Source organism: Nocardia sp. NPDC059154, from assembly GCF_042755705.1.
Lineage (GTDB): Bacteria > Actinomycetota > Actinomycetes > Mycobacteriales > Mycobacteriaceae > Nocardia.
Genome location: NZ_JBHZCS010000126.1, coordinates 1 through 15,322, shown reverse-complemented (window position 1 = coordinate 15,322; position 15,322 = coordinate 1). Strand labels below are relative to the sequence as shown.

The window sequence follows — 15,322 nt, the reverse complement described above, 5'->3', positions numbered from 1 at the left end:
ACTTCCTGGACCAGAACGGAATTCACCGACAGCGGTCCTGGCGGGCACTCAACAGCTGATCTTGAAACTCACAAGATCACCGACAGAGTCAAGCTCAGGGGCGAGCCGTCGCATGGTTTCCGGGCTGGCGGTGACGTTGAGGTTGGGCTGGGCGGTGTCGCTGAGCCAGATGCAGTGGCGGGTTCAGACTTTCAGGTGAACAGGCAGGTGGACGGGGACGGGTTCATCGACGCCGTGTCGGGCTGTGCAGTAGTGGCAGGCAGTGGTGGCCCGGACCGGTCCACGGGCGTGGGTGGCGCCGAAGGCTAGTAGTGCCCCGGCGAGGCGTTTCGGGGTTGTCCTGGCCAGGCGTGCGAGTGCCGACAGCGCATCGTTGGTCCAGGGGGCGAGCATGTGGTGCTGGGCGAGTTCGTCGGGGTTGTTGACTTTCGTGGAGAACCAGGGCCCTATAACGGCCAGGCCTCGGCGAGGGTGAGGTGTTTGGCCTGGGCCAGCCGGGGCAGGTAGGAACTGGGCAGCTCCCCGGTAATCGGCGTGACCAGTCGTGGTAACACGACCGCGTGCTCGCCTCAACCGCCGAGCGGACGGGATCGGTTACCAAGTCCAGCAATAGATTCCGATTCGGGTGAGATCTCGATGCGCCGGATCTCCCGAACTGGTGTAGCTCGCGGTAGAAGGTCGCTCGGCTGGCTTGGAGCCCGAGCTCTTTCAGCTCGTTGAACAATGCATTAGGCCGCAAATGCGGATCTCAGGTGAGGCGTTGACGGGCGCAGTTGGCCAGATCGTCGGTGAGCAGACGCGGCCGTCTATCCGGGCTCGTGGTGTCTTGCGTCCGGACAAATAGGAGCGGACCGTCGGCCGGTTGCAGCCGAGTTGTTCGGCGATGGCGTTGACCGACCATCCGGCCTTGCCCAGGGAGAGGATCAGTTCGGCTCGATCTCATGGCAGCATGCCTCACCTGCCGGGTAGGGCCGGAATTCGGAGGTGATGTCGGCCTCGACAGCGTCCAAGGATTTCTTGGTGATTTTCTCGGTGCCGTCGAGGACAGCGTCGATGGCTGGGCTGCAGATCAGCCAGAGCAGGCTTCCGATCATGCCGTGGGTGCGTCGGTGCAGGTACCGGTCGAGTTCAGGCAGCGATCCGGGCCGGTGCCGGTGCAGCCGCAGACTGTCCTCGAAGGCAGCGATCAGAGCGGTCCACTGCGGATCGAGGGCGAAGGGCCTGATGCGGACCATGCCGAATCGGCCGGCGATCTGCTCGCCGCGGGTGCCGGACAGCAGTCCAGTGCGGTCCAGGCTGATCCCACCACATGCACAAGTGGCCGGGATCCCTTCACACAGGTATTTCAAGGTGTCGGATGCTTCGGCGCCTGCGCGGGTGCGGGTGCGGGTGTTGAGGTTGTGCAGTTCGTCGATGGCGACAAGGTGACGCGGGCGTCGCGGCTCACGCTGCAGACCGCGTCGGCGATATCGGTGATGTTGGCGCGCCGTGAGATCGGCAGGTCGAAGAACCGTGCTTCATGGCTCGTCCTCAGGTGCCGCTGCCGCGTTGTCGATAGGGTCGACAGCCGCGGATCTGGATGGGTCGACGAAATGCGTTGGTCAGCAGTCGTTCTGAGATGTTCGGCACCGCCGGGGAGGCGCATCCGAGATTGACCCGCGGGGCGGAGTCGTTGAACCGATGCGGTAGAGCTGGGAGACAGCCCGAGACCTGACCTTCGCTGTCGCTACCGACGTACAGCGCGATTCCGAGTACAGCGGTGCGGCCAACCTTCGCAGCACCGCTACCGAACCTACGGTACCGTAACCTGCGAGGGGGCAGATAGCTCATTCGAGGGCTTCGCCGAACCTTTTGGGAGAACTTATTTCTCGCAGCACGCGGACTGGCGCAGTCGCACTGTCGCTGGATGGCCTGCGCGACGCTTCTAGAGCACTCCTCCCATGGGATCGAGTCCTCACCGTGTGGTGCGCACGGTCAGAAGGAGGTGATCGAGGCGCTCAGCGCCCGGGCCGGTCGGGGCCGCTGAAGAAAGGCGATTTCGTCGATTCGCTGAACGGAGGGCGGCGGTGTAGCTCCTGGTCGGCTTGGATTTCGGGGTTGCCCGGAAGCCACGGACGTACCGACGGAGACCGGCATGGTGTACGGCCGTGGCATGATGGCGGCTCACAGCCTGGTGCAGCACCCGGACTGAGCGTATGAATGACAAAGGGGGAGTGGATGTCCGACACAAAAGTTGGGCCGTGGCTATTCGGCGGGCTCGCCGTCAGACTGCCGGCGTGGGAATGATCGGGCTCGGATACGCAAGCAGCCACCAAGCTCCGACATGCGCCGGAATCGCGATGAACCGCAGCGACCACTGCACCCAGGGGAATCTCGCGGCCTCCCACGCCGACAAGGCACCTGAGGGCGGCCGCGGCGGGATCATCTCATACATTGCCGGTGGCGTCGTAACCCTCGGTGGCGCCCTAGTCCAGCGGTCGCGGGACTCGAGATCGCCGAACGCCACCAGAAGAGCACCGAGCAGCTCTCCGGACAATCGCAACAGCGCTGATCAGGGCATATCTCCTGGGGCACGCCTGCGGATGGTCGTGGTCGGCGCGGCCGCCGTCCTGCCAACACAGACCGACCAGTCGCGCCAAGCCAGCGACCTTGCGTGCCTACCGTCGTTCCGGAAGTGCCCGGCCGAGCAGGATACGCGAAACTCGTTGGCACCGGCGGAACTACGCGCCCGCCGGGAACGGTCCGGCACTGTGCGGCGCGCTGCGCGCGGCACCGTGCAGGGAATGCACCCGTTACCGCGTCACCGGCGGCAGATCTCTGACTCCCCGCCATCGGTGACGCCGTAGGACCTCCGGTGCCCAGCAGTCGCGCTGGGCAGCGCATGCAGTGCCGGAGCAGCGCGGCCCGGACGCCGTCTCCGCAGCGTCCGGGCCGTCGCACCACGGATAGCCAACGCGAGCGCACCGCGAGTGGAGGATGGGCAACATTCGAACCTGTATGTTCGCCGCAGTTCAGATCACCTGCGCCACAATCCATCTTGGCTTCCCACCTGCTGGGAACCGGTCGCATCTACCGGCCAGGACGACGGCGAGCCCGTGCTGCGGGCGGTTCGATAGGACCGAGGCTCTCTAGTTGGTGTGCAACACGATGACAGTGTGTGAGCGGGCCGTCCCGTTACCGCGTAAGGGGGGGACTGCTGCATGGATAGGTGACAACCGAGTTGGCTTGCCCGATGGGCGGGCTGGAAGACATGTCATTGTGCCCAAGCCGTATCCCCGTGAGTTCCGCGACGACGTCGTGCGTGTTGCTCGCAACCGCGATCCGGGGGTGACCCTGGAGCAGATCGCCGCGGATTTCGGGGTGCATCCGATGACGTTGTCGAAATGGATGCGCCAGGCCGATGTCGACGAGCGAGCCAAACCGGGCACCAGCACCAGCGAGTCGGCCGAACTGCGGGCAGCGAAACGCCGAATCCGGTTGCTGGAGCAGCAGAACGAGGTCCTCAAACGGGCTGCCGCCTACTTCGCGCAGGCGAACCTGCCGGGAAAATGACTCTACCCGCTCGTCCGCGAGCTGGCCGGCGACGGGATCCCCGTCTCGGTGACGTGCCGGGTGCTGGAACTTGCCCGCCAACCGTACTACCGGTGGCTGGCCGACCCGGTTACCGACGCTGAAGTCGATCAGGCATATCGGGCCAACGCCTTGTTCGATGCCCACCGCGACGACCCGGAATTCGGTTACCGATTCCTCGCCGACGAGGCCCGCGTCGCTGGTGAACCGATGGCTGACCGGACCGCGTGGCGGATCTGCTCGGCCCAGGGCTGGTGGAGCGTGTTCGGCAAGAAGCGCAGCGGCAAGGGCAAGGCCGGCCCACCGGTCCACGACGATCTGGTCCGTCGCAATTTCTCTGCCGATGCACCGAATCGGTTGTGGCTCAGCGATATCAGCGAACACCACACCGGTGAGGGCAAGCTCTACATCTGTGCGGTCAAGGACGTCTACTCCAACCGGATCGTGGGCTATTCCATCGACTCCCGCATGAAATCGGCGCTCGCTGTCCGCGCTCTCAACAACGCCGTCGCCCTCCGCGGCGATGTGGCGGGTTGTGTTCTGCACACCGACCGCGGATCGCAATTTCGAAGTCGAAAGTTCGTGCGCGCCTTGACCCGCTACGGCATGGCGGGGTCGATGGGCCGCGTCGGCGCGTGCCCGGTGACAATGCCGCTATGGAGAGTTTCTTCGCGCTGTTGCAGAAGAACGTTCTCGATCGCCGATCCTGGTGCAGCCGTGAGGATTTGCGCATCGCGATCGTCACCTGGATCGAACGGACCTACCACCGCCGTCGGCGTCAAACCGCCCTCGGCCGTTTGACGCCGATTGAATACGAGACCATCATGACCCCACCGGCCAGTCAGGCCGTGTGATCACAGCTGTCACCTGATCGTGCAGCAGTCCAATCGAGGAGAGAATGGATGGTCGCGAGACGGTGGATACACGTCGCCAAGGTAGCCGCACCGGACCCAGCATTGCGCTCCGAATCCGATGCGGCTGTTCATCCTCCGGCTGAGTGGCTGATCTGCCTAAAACTTCGGCAGGTTGAGCAGATTGTTCGTCCAGACCCCGTCAGCATGGGTGCGTAGGTACTTGGGCCGGCTGCTCGGATTGACGACGCCAACCTCAACCCGCGGGGCAGGTGATCCGTAAACGTAGGCCTTCACCCCGCTTTCGACCCAGGCCACGACCTTGGCACGGGAATCAGTGCCACGCTTGGCCTTACCCTGCTCCTCCCATTTCAGCTGCGTGATGTGCTCGTGCGTATAGCCACCTTCGAGGTGGATGGCGGTGATGCGAATTGCCATGGTTACGTCTTGGTCCTTACTTCATGGTTCATGTTTCGAGGTCGAAGTGAAGGCCGTATGCCAGCGAGTGCTGGCAAGCTGTACAGCAGTCTCCACAGTGAGGCGGGCACTACCAATGCCCGCCTCGTCTAGCAGGTGGTAGGCCAGGCCTCCGATTTCGTGCGGCGCAGCGAAAACGCGCAGTTCTGACTCAAAGGATCCACGTGCCGATCCTCACCCGCGGGTGTCGGCGGAGGCAGAGCGGCGTGGTCGGAGGTGCTTTCGCCCGGCTGAGGTCGGTGCCGGGCGAGACCGTTTCTCCGGCAACGCGGTGCGCCGGAGACGGTCCGTAAGTGGATTCGGCAGGGGCAGATCGACACCGATGCTTGTCCGGGGCGCCACAGGGAGTTCGCGGAGCTGAAGCGGCCACGTCGGGAGAACCCAGAACTCAAGCACGCCAACGCAACTCTGAAATCAGCCTCGATCTTCTTCGCGGCCGAATTGGACCGGCCACAGCGCTGACCGTCAGATACATCAGCGAACACCAGGGCCACCGCGACGACGGTGGCCTGCGATGGGGTGTCGAGTCGATCTTCACGCTGTGCTCGCCGAGCGCGGCGTGAAGATCGCCCCATCGACCTATTACGAACACCGCAACCGAACCCCGACCACGAAGTCGAGTTGGCCACCGCCGAATGGGTGGACTGGTTCAACCATTCGGCGGCTCTACCAGCACTGCGGCGACATGCCATCCGCCGAGATGGAAGCCGCCTATTACGTTCAACTACCAGCCTGGCAACCCGCCGAGCTGTCACATCAATAAGTCTCCGTACTCACCGGGGTCTCCGTACTCACCGGGCGGATTCAGGATGACCGGCGACCGGTCCCGATCCAGCGGCTTGGTTGCTCCGATCGCGCAGACAGCGGTAGGGCCCTGAACGCGCTCGTGTTCAGGGCCCTACCGCAAATATGGCTATTTGGCCAGAGCGTCCTTGAGTGCCTTCGCCGCAGCAGCGGGGTCCTCAGCGCCGTAGATCGCACCGCCGGCAACGGCGACCTCGGCCCCGGCATCCCGGACCGCTGCGATGGTGTCGACCTTCACGCCACCGGCGATCGAGAACGGAACTCCGGCGGCCTTGCCGTCATCGAGCAGCGCCTGGATCGAGTAGCCCGGCTGGGCCTGCTCGTCGAGGCCGGCGTGGATCTCGACGAATGCGACACCAAGCTTGGCGATCTCACGCGCTCGCTCGACTCGATTGTCGACGCCGATCAAGTCAGCGACAACCCTTTTGCCGTGCTTCTCGCCCGCCTCTACTGCGCCCTTGATGGTGGCGTCCCCGGCGGAGCCCAGCACCGTGACCAGGTCCGCACCTGCTTCGAAGGCAAGCTCGGCCTCAAGGAAGCCGGCGTCGGCCGTCTTGAGGTCGGCGAAGACTTCCTTGTCCGGGTGCGCCGCCTTGACAGCGCTGATCACACCGAGGCCCGCGCTCTTGATCAGTGGGGTGCCGAGCTCGATGATGTCGACGTACGGGGCCACCTTGTTGGTCAGGGTCAGTGCATCGGCGGTGGTAAGCAGATCCACTGCAACCTGCAGCTTCGTCATGTGTTTCTCCTTGTTGATTTTCGGGGGTTCGGGGGCGGTCAGCCGATATTGGCGTGGCGTTCCCACAGCTTTTCGGCTGTCTGGTCCTCGTTACTCCACAGGGCCTGGAAGAGCGCGTCGAACGCCAAGAGCACCGACTGCTCGAACAGGCTGCCGGAGTATTGGCGGGTGATGGCTGCGCTGTGGTCCTGCTTGTCTGCGGCTGGCAGCACCAGCACCTCATCGGCGCGCTGGCCGAGGGGCGAGTTCGGTGCGGTTGTGACAGCCAACACCGAGGCACCGACCTTCTGGGCGATGTCGGCGGCGCCGACCACTGACGCGGTAGTACCCGACCCGGACACGGCGATCAGCAAATCGCCGGTGCTGATGGCTGGGGCAGTCACCTCGCCAGCGACATGGACACGCAGCCCGAGGTGCATCAACCGCATCGCGGCCATCTGAGTGGCCAGGCCGCTGCGTCCATTGCCGATCACGAACACCGCACGAGCCGAGGTGATCAGCGTGCCTGCACGATCCCACTGTTCGGCTGCAACTGAATTGAGGAGTCGCTGATTCTCCTCGAGCACGATTCGGCGTCCATCACCAAATTTCGCCCTCGTCCGCCCGACTGTCGCGGTCATGATTCTCCTCGGTTGTGGCCCGTGGCTTGACTTCGTCAAGGTTGCCGGTCAGGCTCACTGCGGGCACCTCACTGATTGGCTGGTTGGGCCTGATCGGTTTGCCAGTGCAGTGATGTTCCCGGCGGGACGTACTGTGGAGGCGTGGTCGCAATCGATAACGTGATTTCCACCTATGGGGATTGGATCGGTATGCGCTGGGTGATCGCTGGTCCGCTACCAGAAATCGCTCAGCGCTTTTCCAGATTCTTGTCCGATGCGCACCCACACGCGGCCTTGGTAATTTTCACCCGTGAGTGCACGGGCCGCCCTCGCAAGGTTGCAGGTCCTGCCGAAATCACCGACCGTGTGACCATCGAGGAACTCGATGTTCTCAAACATTCGACTCTTCCCGAGACGGTCTTCGATGGAATGGCGGTTCTGGCTGGCGTCGAGCGCCGTGTATGGGCAGTGCGAGATAGCAGTGACACACTGCTGGTACTGGTGCTGCGAGCGAAGCAGAATCCCCCGGCAGATTGGTCCGAAATCAGTGCGCAGTTCGGGATAGTCGCTACCTCCATCCAACAGCAGGTGGTCCAGGCCAGCCCTTCCTACCTGGCCGAATCCCGTGCTGCCTCCAGTGAGCGCGCACGAACGATCGCCGAACTCACCGAGATCCACGAGTCCACGCTGGCATCGATTCTGGGGACCCTGCGCTCGAATGATCTCGATGATCGCCGGTCACGTATTACCGCCAGCGAGACCGCGTCTGCGGCGTTGATCGCACTACGATCGGCGGGGGATGCCGATCGGGCACTGTCCGAAGAAGCCGTTACGACCGCGTTCGCCCGTCTGCAGGGTGAGCTACGTCCACTATTGCGCCATCAGGGGGTGGAGGTCACCTACGCTGATCCACCTGCTGACGGCAGGGCACTTCCGGGCGAGATCGCACACGCCGCGAGAGCAATGGTGCGGACAATCGTACTGGCCTTCACCGCGCAGCCGGCGTTGGAGCGGCTGCGTGTGGCCTGGGATTGCGACGGTACGAATGTGCTGATCGAGGTTCGCGATCAGGGTGTCGGCGCGATCGACGCCAACACACTCTCGCACCAGCTGTCCGCGCGGCTGCAGACGCTCCGGGGCGACCTGGCCGTTGAGTCGATCGACGGGTGGGGCAGCAGAGTCAGCTTGATAATTCCGCTCGATCCCCCGGTCACGCGGCCCGCCGAACACCTCCTTGGGGCGCTGAATCCCCGCGAGCTCGAGGTCCTTGGCCATCTATCGGTAGGTCGCCGCAACAGGGCGATCGCGTCGGCGCTCGGAATCAGTGAAAGCACGGTCAAGTTCCACGTCGCAGGTGTGCTGAAGAAGCTGAACGTCGCCAATCGGGCCGAGGCCGCAACGATCGGGGTTCGGGCCGGCATCGTAGCCGCCCCAGTAGCACGGCCGTCAGATCGATCTGATCGAAAGGTCGATAGCTAGGACCACACGCCACCGTCGAATATCGGGGCCTGGGCGCCGAGTCCCCGCACTCGGCGGCCAGGCCCACGTTCTGCCGCCGCCGGTGCCCGTGGGTAACGGTGCAGGGTTGTGCGATAGCGGCGGCATCTCAGGGTTGGTGAAGGCCAGTCCCGAGACGCCAGCTGGTGTTCTGGCAGGTCGGCCATAGATTCCTGGCCGAAGCCAGGAAAGGCAGTCGACCGGAGAGCCTACGTCCCAGGTACTGGATCTTTCGCGATAGCAGGCAGACCGGTCTTGGTTGGAGCGTGACGACGAATCACGCTGAAGACGATTAGCCCGAGGGTGAAAACCTGTGCGGCATCGGCAGGTGGCTCGGGATCGCGCAGTACAGTGCATCGTTTCGCCCACGCCACCGCCGTCGTGGAGCTTCTGGTCGACAGCGGCACCGCACGCCGACCCAGCCTGCTCGATGAGTTCAAGCCCTACCTGCATGAATCGTTCAGCGGGGGCTGCGCAACGCGACCGTACTATTCGGCGAGATCACTCTATTCGGCGAGATCACTGCCCTCGGCCGCCGCGGCAGTGACATGATCCCGCACACCTATCTGCACCCGTTCCGCGCCGCTTCGCCTGTCCGTTATCAACCGCGCCAACCTGCGGACGAGAACTCGAGGATTGGACGGTCTCGGTCGAGGCTGACGATCAACCCGCGCTGCACTCCTTCGTTCGCGGCTTACGTCGCCATCGGGATACGGTCACCGCAGGCCTGACATTGGCCGCTGGAACAGCGGCCCGGCCGAAGAGCATGTCAATCGGATCAAGATGCTCCTCAATGGGCAGACGTTCGGCCGCGCCAATACCGACTTGCTTCCGCAAACGAATCCTGCTCAGCGACTGAGCAATCCAACCAACCGGAATCTCGGAAAGAGTGCCACATCCCGGCTTCGTGTTCTTAGAGCGGCCGCCAGGCCCGATCCGTGCGCGCAAGCATCCGATCTGCCGATACCGGACCGGCGGAGCCAGACGGATATGTTTCGGGGTGGCCGCAACCTGCCCAGTGCTCAAGCAGTGGGTCGATGACCCGCCAGGACTCTTCGACCTCTTCACGGCGCAAGAACAGCGTGGCATCACCTCGCAGCACGTCGGAGATGAGCCGCTCGTACGCTCCCGGTGCCGGGGCAAACACCGTCCGGAAGTCCATCCCGAGGCTGACCGGCTGAATGTGCATACCCCCACCGGGGCGCTTGGCCCCGATATGCAGTTCGATGCCGTCGTCTGGTTGCACGCGGAAGACAAGTACATTCGAGGCCGCCGCAGCCCTGGCCCCGGCGACGCCGTGGATGGGAGCCGTGAAGGTGACCGCAATCTCGGTGGCCCGCCGCGCCAGGCGTTTGCCCGTGCGAATATAGAACGGCACCCCAGCCCACCGCCGGGTCTCGATGCCGACGGTCAGGGCGGCGAACGTCTCGGTTGCCGAGTCTTCGGGGAATCCAACCTCATCAACCAGACCAGATACTGGGACACCGTTCTCCAGGCCCGCGCCATATTGTCCCCGAGCCGAGGTGTCCGGCAATGGGCCGAGCAGCGCGGTTGCGGAGAGAACCTTGATCTTCTCCGCGGCGACGCTGTCGGCGTCGAATGCAATCGGCTCTTCCATCGCAATTAACGCCAGCAATTGCAGTAAGTGATTTTGAATGACATCGCGGGCTGCCCCTACGCCGTCGTAGTATCCCGCACGGCCTGTCACGCCGACACTCTCCGCCATGGTGATCTGCACATGGTCGATGTGCCGGTTGTTCCATAGCGGCTCGAACATCCCGTTGGCGAAGCGCAACGCCAGAATATTCTGAACCATTTCCTTACCGAGGTAATGATCGATGCGATAGATCGACGACGCCGGAAACACTCGTTCGAGTGCAAAGCCGAGGGCCTGCGAGCTGGCGAGGTCGTGTCCGAACGGCTTTTCCACCACTACCCGGCGCCATGCGTCGCCCCCGCGGTTCAGACCGGTGATGGCGAGTTGGTCACAGACCACGGCGAACGCCGAAGGAGGGATGGACAGGTAGAAGACATAATTGCCAGGCTTACGGCGACGGACGTCCAACTCGGCCAACCGGGCAGCCAAGCGGGCGAACGCGTCCGTATCGTCGAACGAGCCCTCTACGCAGTGGATACGCTCGGCCAGCGCCTCCCATACTGCAGTATCAAATGGCGTGCGCGCGTACTTTCGTACTGCCTCGCGCAAACGGTCCTCGACGCCCACGCTGTCACGCGCGAAGCCGACCAGGTCGAAGCGCGGTGGCAGCTGGCCCTCGTGCGCGAGATCATAGATCGCGGGGAGCAATTTCTTGCGGGACAGATCGCCGGTGATTCCGAAGATAACCATCGATGCAGGCTCAGCGATCCGTTCGGCACTTGTGATCGGTGCCTCGCCGATTTGGTCGTCGAGCCCAACTATCAGCGGGGTCCTGTCCTGAACTTGAGAAACAGTCACTTCTGCTGCACTCCGTTTTTCGCTTCACCTGCGCATTCGGACAATGCGTCGAGTGCCAGTGTCGAATCCGCCCTGGACGAATGCACTGGGCCGAGCAGCCAGTCCTTGCTCCCCATCCGGGCAGGTGAGGTCGACAGTGAACGCCCGTAGACATAGTGCTCGACGGAAGTGTCCAAGAGCGGAGTGAAACGGTGGCAATGGAACTGGGATTGGTCGGTCTGGGCCGCATGGGGGCCAACATGCGGGAGCGGCTGCGCGAGCACGGGCACGAGGTGATCGGATTCGACCCTAACGCCCCCACCAGCGATGTCGGCAGCCTCGCATCGTTGGTCGGGTCGCTGCAGACACCTCGTGTTGTGTGGGTGATGGTCCCGGCCGGCGTACCGACCCGCCAGGTCATCGACGAGCTCGCGGGCTTGCTTTCGCCAGGAGACCTCGTGGTCGACGGCGGCAACTCCCGATTCACCGACGACAAGCTCCATGCCGATCTCCTCGCCGAACGCGGCATCGGATACGTCGACTGCGGGGTCTCCGGCGGGGTGTGGGGACGAAAGAATGGCTACGCGTTGATGCTAGGCGGCGAGGTCGCCGATATTGCCCGGTTGACGCCTATCGTCGATGCGCTGCGACCCGACGGTGACCGTGAGAACTCCTTCGTCCACGCGGGACCCGTCGGAGCCGGTCACTACGCGAAGATGGTGCATAACGGCATCGAGTACGGCTTGATGCAAGCCTATGCCGAGGGGTACGAGCTCCTAGCTGCGGAAGAGTCCATCGTGGACGTTCCGGCAGTCCTTCGTGCCTGGTCGAAGGGTACCGTGGTACGATCCTGGTTGCTCGATCTGCTCGTGCAGGCATTGTCCGATGATCCCGAACTGGCCTCCCTGTCCGGATACACCGAGGATTCTGGCGAAGGTCGCTGGACCATCGAGGAAGCCATCGCGCATGCGGTTCCAGCACCGGTGATTTCGGCCGCGCTGTTCGCCCGGTTCGCATCTCGTCAAGCTGATTCGCCCGCCATGAAAGCTGTTTCGGCGCTTCGTAACCAGTTCGGTGGGCACGCTGTACGACGTGCCGAAACCGCTGGGATGGTCTGAACCCGTGGCGATCCCAAGGCCACGGCTGCTCGAGGGTGGTTGACGATCGCGCACGGGGAGAGCGCCGTCGCCCGCCACTTTGTCGCTGTCTCCGCCGACGGCACGAGAGTTGAGGAGTTCGGCATCGGGGCGGCATGCCGAGGGTGATCCCCCGGCGGGGGATGTTGACCCAGTCAACACCTCAGCGTTAACGTAATGATCATCAGCGTGTCAAAATCACGTGAGGCGCAGGATGTTGCATCGAAATTGACGTGCGAGCACGGGATCCGGGAGTTCGAGTCCCATTGGCTACACTGGGGATCTGAGGCAGCAGGCGCAGAGTCGTGAAACCGGTTGCGTCCGTATAGATGTCACGCGCGTCGCCGCGAAGGTGGCCGGTACCGTTCACACGATATACAGCTTCGGCCAGCAGGCGACTTCTGAGATTTGATGGCCCCGAAGGGGACATAGAGTACCACCGAAGTCAGCGTGAGACTGGACTGGCGCTACTGCACGCACGGCGGATTTAGCAGACGCGACGGGTGCGGGATATCGGTATCAGTCACAACCACTGAGCGATTGACTCTGTCATTAGTCATCATCGCCATAGCTAACGACTCTATATCGGTCGCGTAATATGTCAACATGGTTTTTGCTCATGACACCCGAGCGTCGCTGGTCGCCGCGGTCGAGCTTGTGAATTCGGCGGAGGAACCGGATACGCTGACTGAAATCGACCAGCTCGCCGAGTTTTTCGTCAAACACGCCTACACCGGCATGCACTCCGGTGATGCCGCGGAGCTGGCTGCCGTACGGTGCATCCGCGCGTCCCTACGCTGGATGCTGACCAGCGATCGCGATACGACGGTGCAGCTGATCAACGAAACTCTGGCGCAGCATCGAGCCCTGCCGCAGCTGGTCCGGCACGGCGATGTCGACTACCACATGCACGCGGTGCCCCCGCAGGCCGCGCTGCCGGTCCGCATCGCCGTCGAAACCGCGATGGCCATGATCGATCTGATACGCTCCGACGAGCTCAGCCGCCTGTCCCGCTGCATCGATGACGACTGCGACGGCATCGTGCTGGATCTGTCCCGCAACCGATCCCGTCGCTACTGCAGCACCGCGTGCGGCAACCGCAATGCCGTCGCCGCCTATCGCGCCAGGAAGAAATAACGCGGGAGTGTCGGGATGATAACGGCTCTGGCGCACTTCCGGTGGTGGTTGGGGCTGGTTGACGGCATGATGCCTCGGTGGTCGAGGTTAATGGTGTTGTTGGACTGATATTTTCGGGTTTGTTACCGCTGGTGATAGAGGGTGTGGCGGTAGAGAGCGAGCGGGTTGTCGTGCGGGCCAGGACGGCCTCGCGCCCAGCTGTGTGCTCACGGTGTGGCACCGAGTTGGGGCGGGTGCACAGCTGTCACGATCGGACGGTTGCGGATCTGCCGTTGGACGGTCGGCTGGTGTTGCGGGTTCGTGTCCGGCGGCTGGTGTGCTCGACACCGCAGTGCTGCAAGACGTTTCGTTAACAGGTTCCGGGTGTGCTCGAACGCTACTAGCGCCGAACGGCCCGGTTGACCCGCCAGGTGCGGGCGGTCGTGCGGGAGCCGGGCCGGGCGAGCCGCAATCCGTGTGCTCGCAGCCTTGCCGATTCGCATGTCCCGCGACACCGCGGTGCGGGTGCTGCTGCGCGTTCCTGCGCCGGAATGGCCGATTCCCCGAGTGGTGAGCGTGGACGAGTTCGTTATTTGCCGCGGAAACGGTTATGGCACAGTGCTTATCGACGCTATCACCCATCAAAGGGTCGATGTGCTGCCTGATCGTCGGTCCGAAACGCTCGAGACGACGAGCTTTGCCCAGCGCCGTGCAAGCCAGCGATCGCTGGCACCTATGGCACGGACTGGCCGGGGGGCGAAACCGCTGTCGCAGCGCACGCTCGATGCTGGGCGGCGGCCGGCCGAAGAGACAGACATTGACCCGCGAGACAACGACTCTGGAACGCTGGCATGCGGTTCACAATCTGCTCGACAACTGTGTCGGACTGCTGGACTGTGCCCGGCGACTGGGGCTGGCGCTCAACGCCATCAAGCGCTACGCCCGAGCGGCCGGACCCAATCAGCTGCGCCACCCGCCGCGATATCGTGCCTGCCTGGTCGATCCTTACCGCGACCACCTGCGCCGGCGCCGCGAAGCCGAGCCCGGTGTCCCGGTGCGGCATCTGTTCGGCGAGATCAAAGCTCTCGGCTACACCGGCGGCCTCAGTCTGCTGCACAAATACCTCGACCAGGGCCGAGCCGAAGGCGACCAGCTGATGGCCTCGCCCCGGCGGCTCACCTCCTGGATCCTGAGCAGGCCCGCCGATCTGCCCGCCAGACGGCGCATCTACCTCAACGAACTCCTGGCCGCCTGCCCGGAAATGACCTGGCCAGGCTCATCAGCGAATTCGCTGCGATCATGACCGAACGGCGCGGCAGCGACCTCGAGCCTCCTCTGGGGAGGGCTCGGTCCAGCTAAGGGAAGACCGCCGCAGGCCGAATCACCAGAGCACAGAGGGTTTCGTGGTAACCGGTAACCGGTGACCGCGGGCTCGATTGGTATCGAAGCGGAACCGCTAGGTATCGCATTGGTAATGGACATTAAAAGACTGCGCCACATAAAGTGTTACTTGCTTCACACCTTCAAATTTGGGAATAAGACGCCATACGCTTGTGCACCTGTTTGAATGGTGGCCGTCGACACCAGCGGCGCCGACTCGAAAATAGAATACAGCCGATTGAAGGCCCACTCCCTGGAAGGGAATAGCTTTACGAGCTAAAGGGCTGGCCCTTCGGCTTGCGAGTTGGTTGATGGAAAATAGTAGGGAAATGCGGAGATATGTTTGTGCTGCACAAAAAAATTCATCTCACCGGGTGAGCATCGCAGGCTGAGCCGCCGAAAACCCCTCAACTCCAGACTCGGCGACACCTCCGAACTGTCTGAGTGAGGTTGCTGTTTTCGGGCCATGAGATCTGGCACCGACAAGTCATTTCTCATTATAAATGGTGGTCATGCTTCTGTCGACCTAGTTTCCCTTCAGCGCTTTCTATGCCGAGCCGCAGTGCGTAGCCGTGTTGTCGCGCGGCGCGGAAAGGAACGTCGAACCATCGCGTCGAAGGCCAAGGTGGACTGTGGCGATTGAATAGGGCTCAGTTTGGCGGAGTTGGCTCTCTGAAGTGATCTGAAACTATCTGTGATCGAGTTTGTTTAGTATCTCG

At 63.2% G+C, this 15,322-nt stretch carries 12 protein-coding genes and 3 pseudogenes; 9 read left to right on the top strand and 6 right to left on the bottom strand.

The window, feature by feature from the left end; genetic code table 11:
* On the top strand, positions 1–309 hold a 309-nt coding region (locus ACFXN1_RS49595; protein ID WP_379464079.1), incomplete at its 5' end, for a hypothetical protein.
* Between the two features lie 399 nt (positions 310–708).
* On the opposite strand, the gene ACFXN1_RS49590 is transcribed toward ACFXN1_RS49595, so the two are convergent.
* Together ACFXN1_RS49590 and ACFXN1_RS49585 are read right to left on the bottom strand one after the other, a co-directional pair.
* On the bottom strand, positions 709–915 hold the full coding sequence (locus tag ACFXN1_RS49590) for a hypothetical protein (protein WP_379445746.1): 207 nt from the start codon (positions 913–915) through the stop codon (positions 709–711).
* Positions 916–923: 8 nt separating this feature from the next.
* Positions 924–1,349 (bottom strand): hypothetical protein, encoded by a 426-nt coding sequence (locus ACFXN1_RS49585; RefSeq protein ID WP_379445743.1) that lies wholly within the window; start codon positions 1,347–1,349, stop codon positions 924–926.
* A gap of 1,909 nt (positions 1,350–3,258) precedes the next feature.
* On the opposite strand from ACFXN1_RS49585, the pseudogene ACFXN1_RS49580 reads away from it, so the two are divergent.
* Positions 3,259–4,424 (top strand): annotated as a pseudogene (locus ACFXN1_RS49580) (IS3 family transposase).
* Between the two features lie 156 nt (positions 4,425–4,580).
* Here the strand turns inward: ACFXN1_RS49580 and ACFXN1_RS49575 are convergent.
* Complete coding sequence (locus tag ACFXN1_RS49575) at positions 4,581–4,859, bottom strand: DUF3892 domain-containing protein (protein WP_379445742.1); 279 nt, start codon at positions 4,857–4,859, stop codon at positions 4,581–4,583.
* Between the two features lie 309 nt (positions 4,860–5,168).
* Between ACFXN1_RS49575 and ACFXN1_RS49570 the strand changes: the two are divergent.
* Positions 5,169–5,514 (top strand): annotated as a pseudogene (locus ACFXN1_RS49570) (IS3 family transposase); the annotation flags it as partial.
* Between the two features lie 297 nt (positions 5,515–5,811).
* Here the strand turns inward: ACFXN1_RS49570 and hxlA are convergent.
* On the bottom strand, positions 5,812–6,441 hold the full coding sequence (gene hxlA, locus ACFXN1_RS49565; protein ID WP_379445741.1) for a 3-hexulose-6-phosphate synthase: 630 nt from the start codon (positions 6,439–6,441) through the stop codon (positions 5,812–5,814).
* A 38-nt stretch (positions 6,442–6,479) separates the two neighbouring features.
* Positions 6,480–7,061 carry a 6-phospho-3-hexuloisomerase gene (hxlB, locus tag ACFXN1_RS49560; RefSeq protein ID WP_379445740.1) on the bottom strand — a complete coding sequence of 194 codons (582 nt, stop codon included), beginning with the start codon at positions 7,059–7,061 and terminating at the stop codon, positions 6,480–6,482.
* A 189-nt stretch (positions 7,062–7,250) separates the two neighbouring features.
* Between hxlB and ACFXN1_RS49555 the strand changes: the two genes are divergently transcribed.
* Complete coding sequence (locus tag ACFXN1_RS49555) at positions 7,251–8,519, top strand: LuxR C-terminal-related transcriptional regulator (RefSeq protein WP_379445745.1); 1,269 nt, start codon at positions 7,251–7,253, stop codon at positions 8,517–8,519.
* Positions 8,520–9,450: 931 nt separating this feature from the next.
* Here ACFXN1_RS49555 and zwf read toward each other — a convergent pair.
* Complete coding sequence (gene zwf / locus ACFXN1_RS49550; RefSeq protein ID WP_379445739.1) at positions 9,451–10,992, bottom strand: glucose-6-phosphate dehydrogenase; 1,542 nt, start codon at positions 10,990–10,992, stop codon at positions 9,451–9,453.
* 197 nt (positions 10,993–11,189) lie between these two features.
* Between zwf and gnd the strand changes: the two genes are divergently transcribed.
* The 5 genes and pseudogenes from gnd (at position 11,190) to ACFXN1_RS49525 (ending at position 14,526) form a co-directional block, all read left to right on the top strand.
* Entirely contained in the window at positions 11,190–12,089 is a 900-nt protein-coding gene (gene gnd, locus ACFXN1_RS49545; RefSeq protein ID WP_379445744.1) for a phosphogluconate dehydrogenase (NAD(+)-dependent, decarboxylating), read from the top strand.
* A 30-nt stretch (positions 12,090–12,119) separates the two neighbouring features.
* Positions 12,120–12,236 (top strand): annotated as a pseudogene (locus ACFXN1_RS49540) (hypothetical protein); the annotation flags it as partial.
* A gap of 477 nt (positions 12,237–12,713) precedes the next feature.
* A complete protein-coding gene (locus ACFXN1_RS49535) occupies positions 12,714–13,244 on the top strand; it encodes a CGNR zinc finger domain-containing protein (RefSeq protein WP_379445738.1) in 531 nt (176 codons plus the stop codon).
* A 77-nt stretch (positions 13,245–13,321) separates the two neighbouring features.
* Positions 13,322–13,597, top strand: a complete 276-nt coding sequence (locus tag ACFXN1_RS49530) for a transposase family protein (protein ID WP_379445737.1) — start codon at positions 13,322–13,324, stop codon at positions 13,595–13,597.
* A 443-nt stretch (positions 13,598–14,040) separates the two neighbouring features.
* A complete protein-coding gene (locus ACFXN1_RS49525) occupies positions 14,041–14,526 on the top strand; it encodes a hypothetical protein (RefSeq protein ID WP_379445736.1) in 486 nt (161 codons plus the stop codon).
* Positions 14,527–15,322 lie beyond the last annotated feature (796 nt).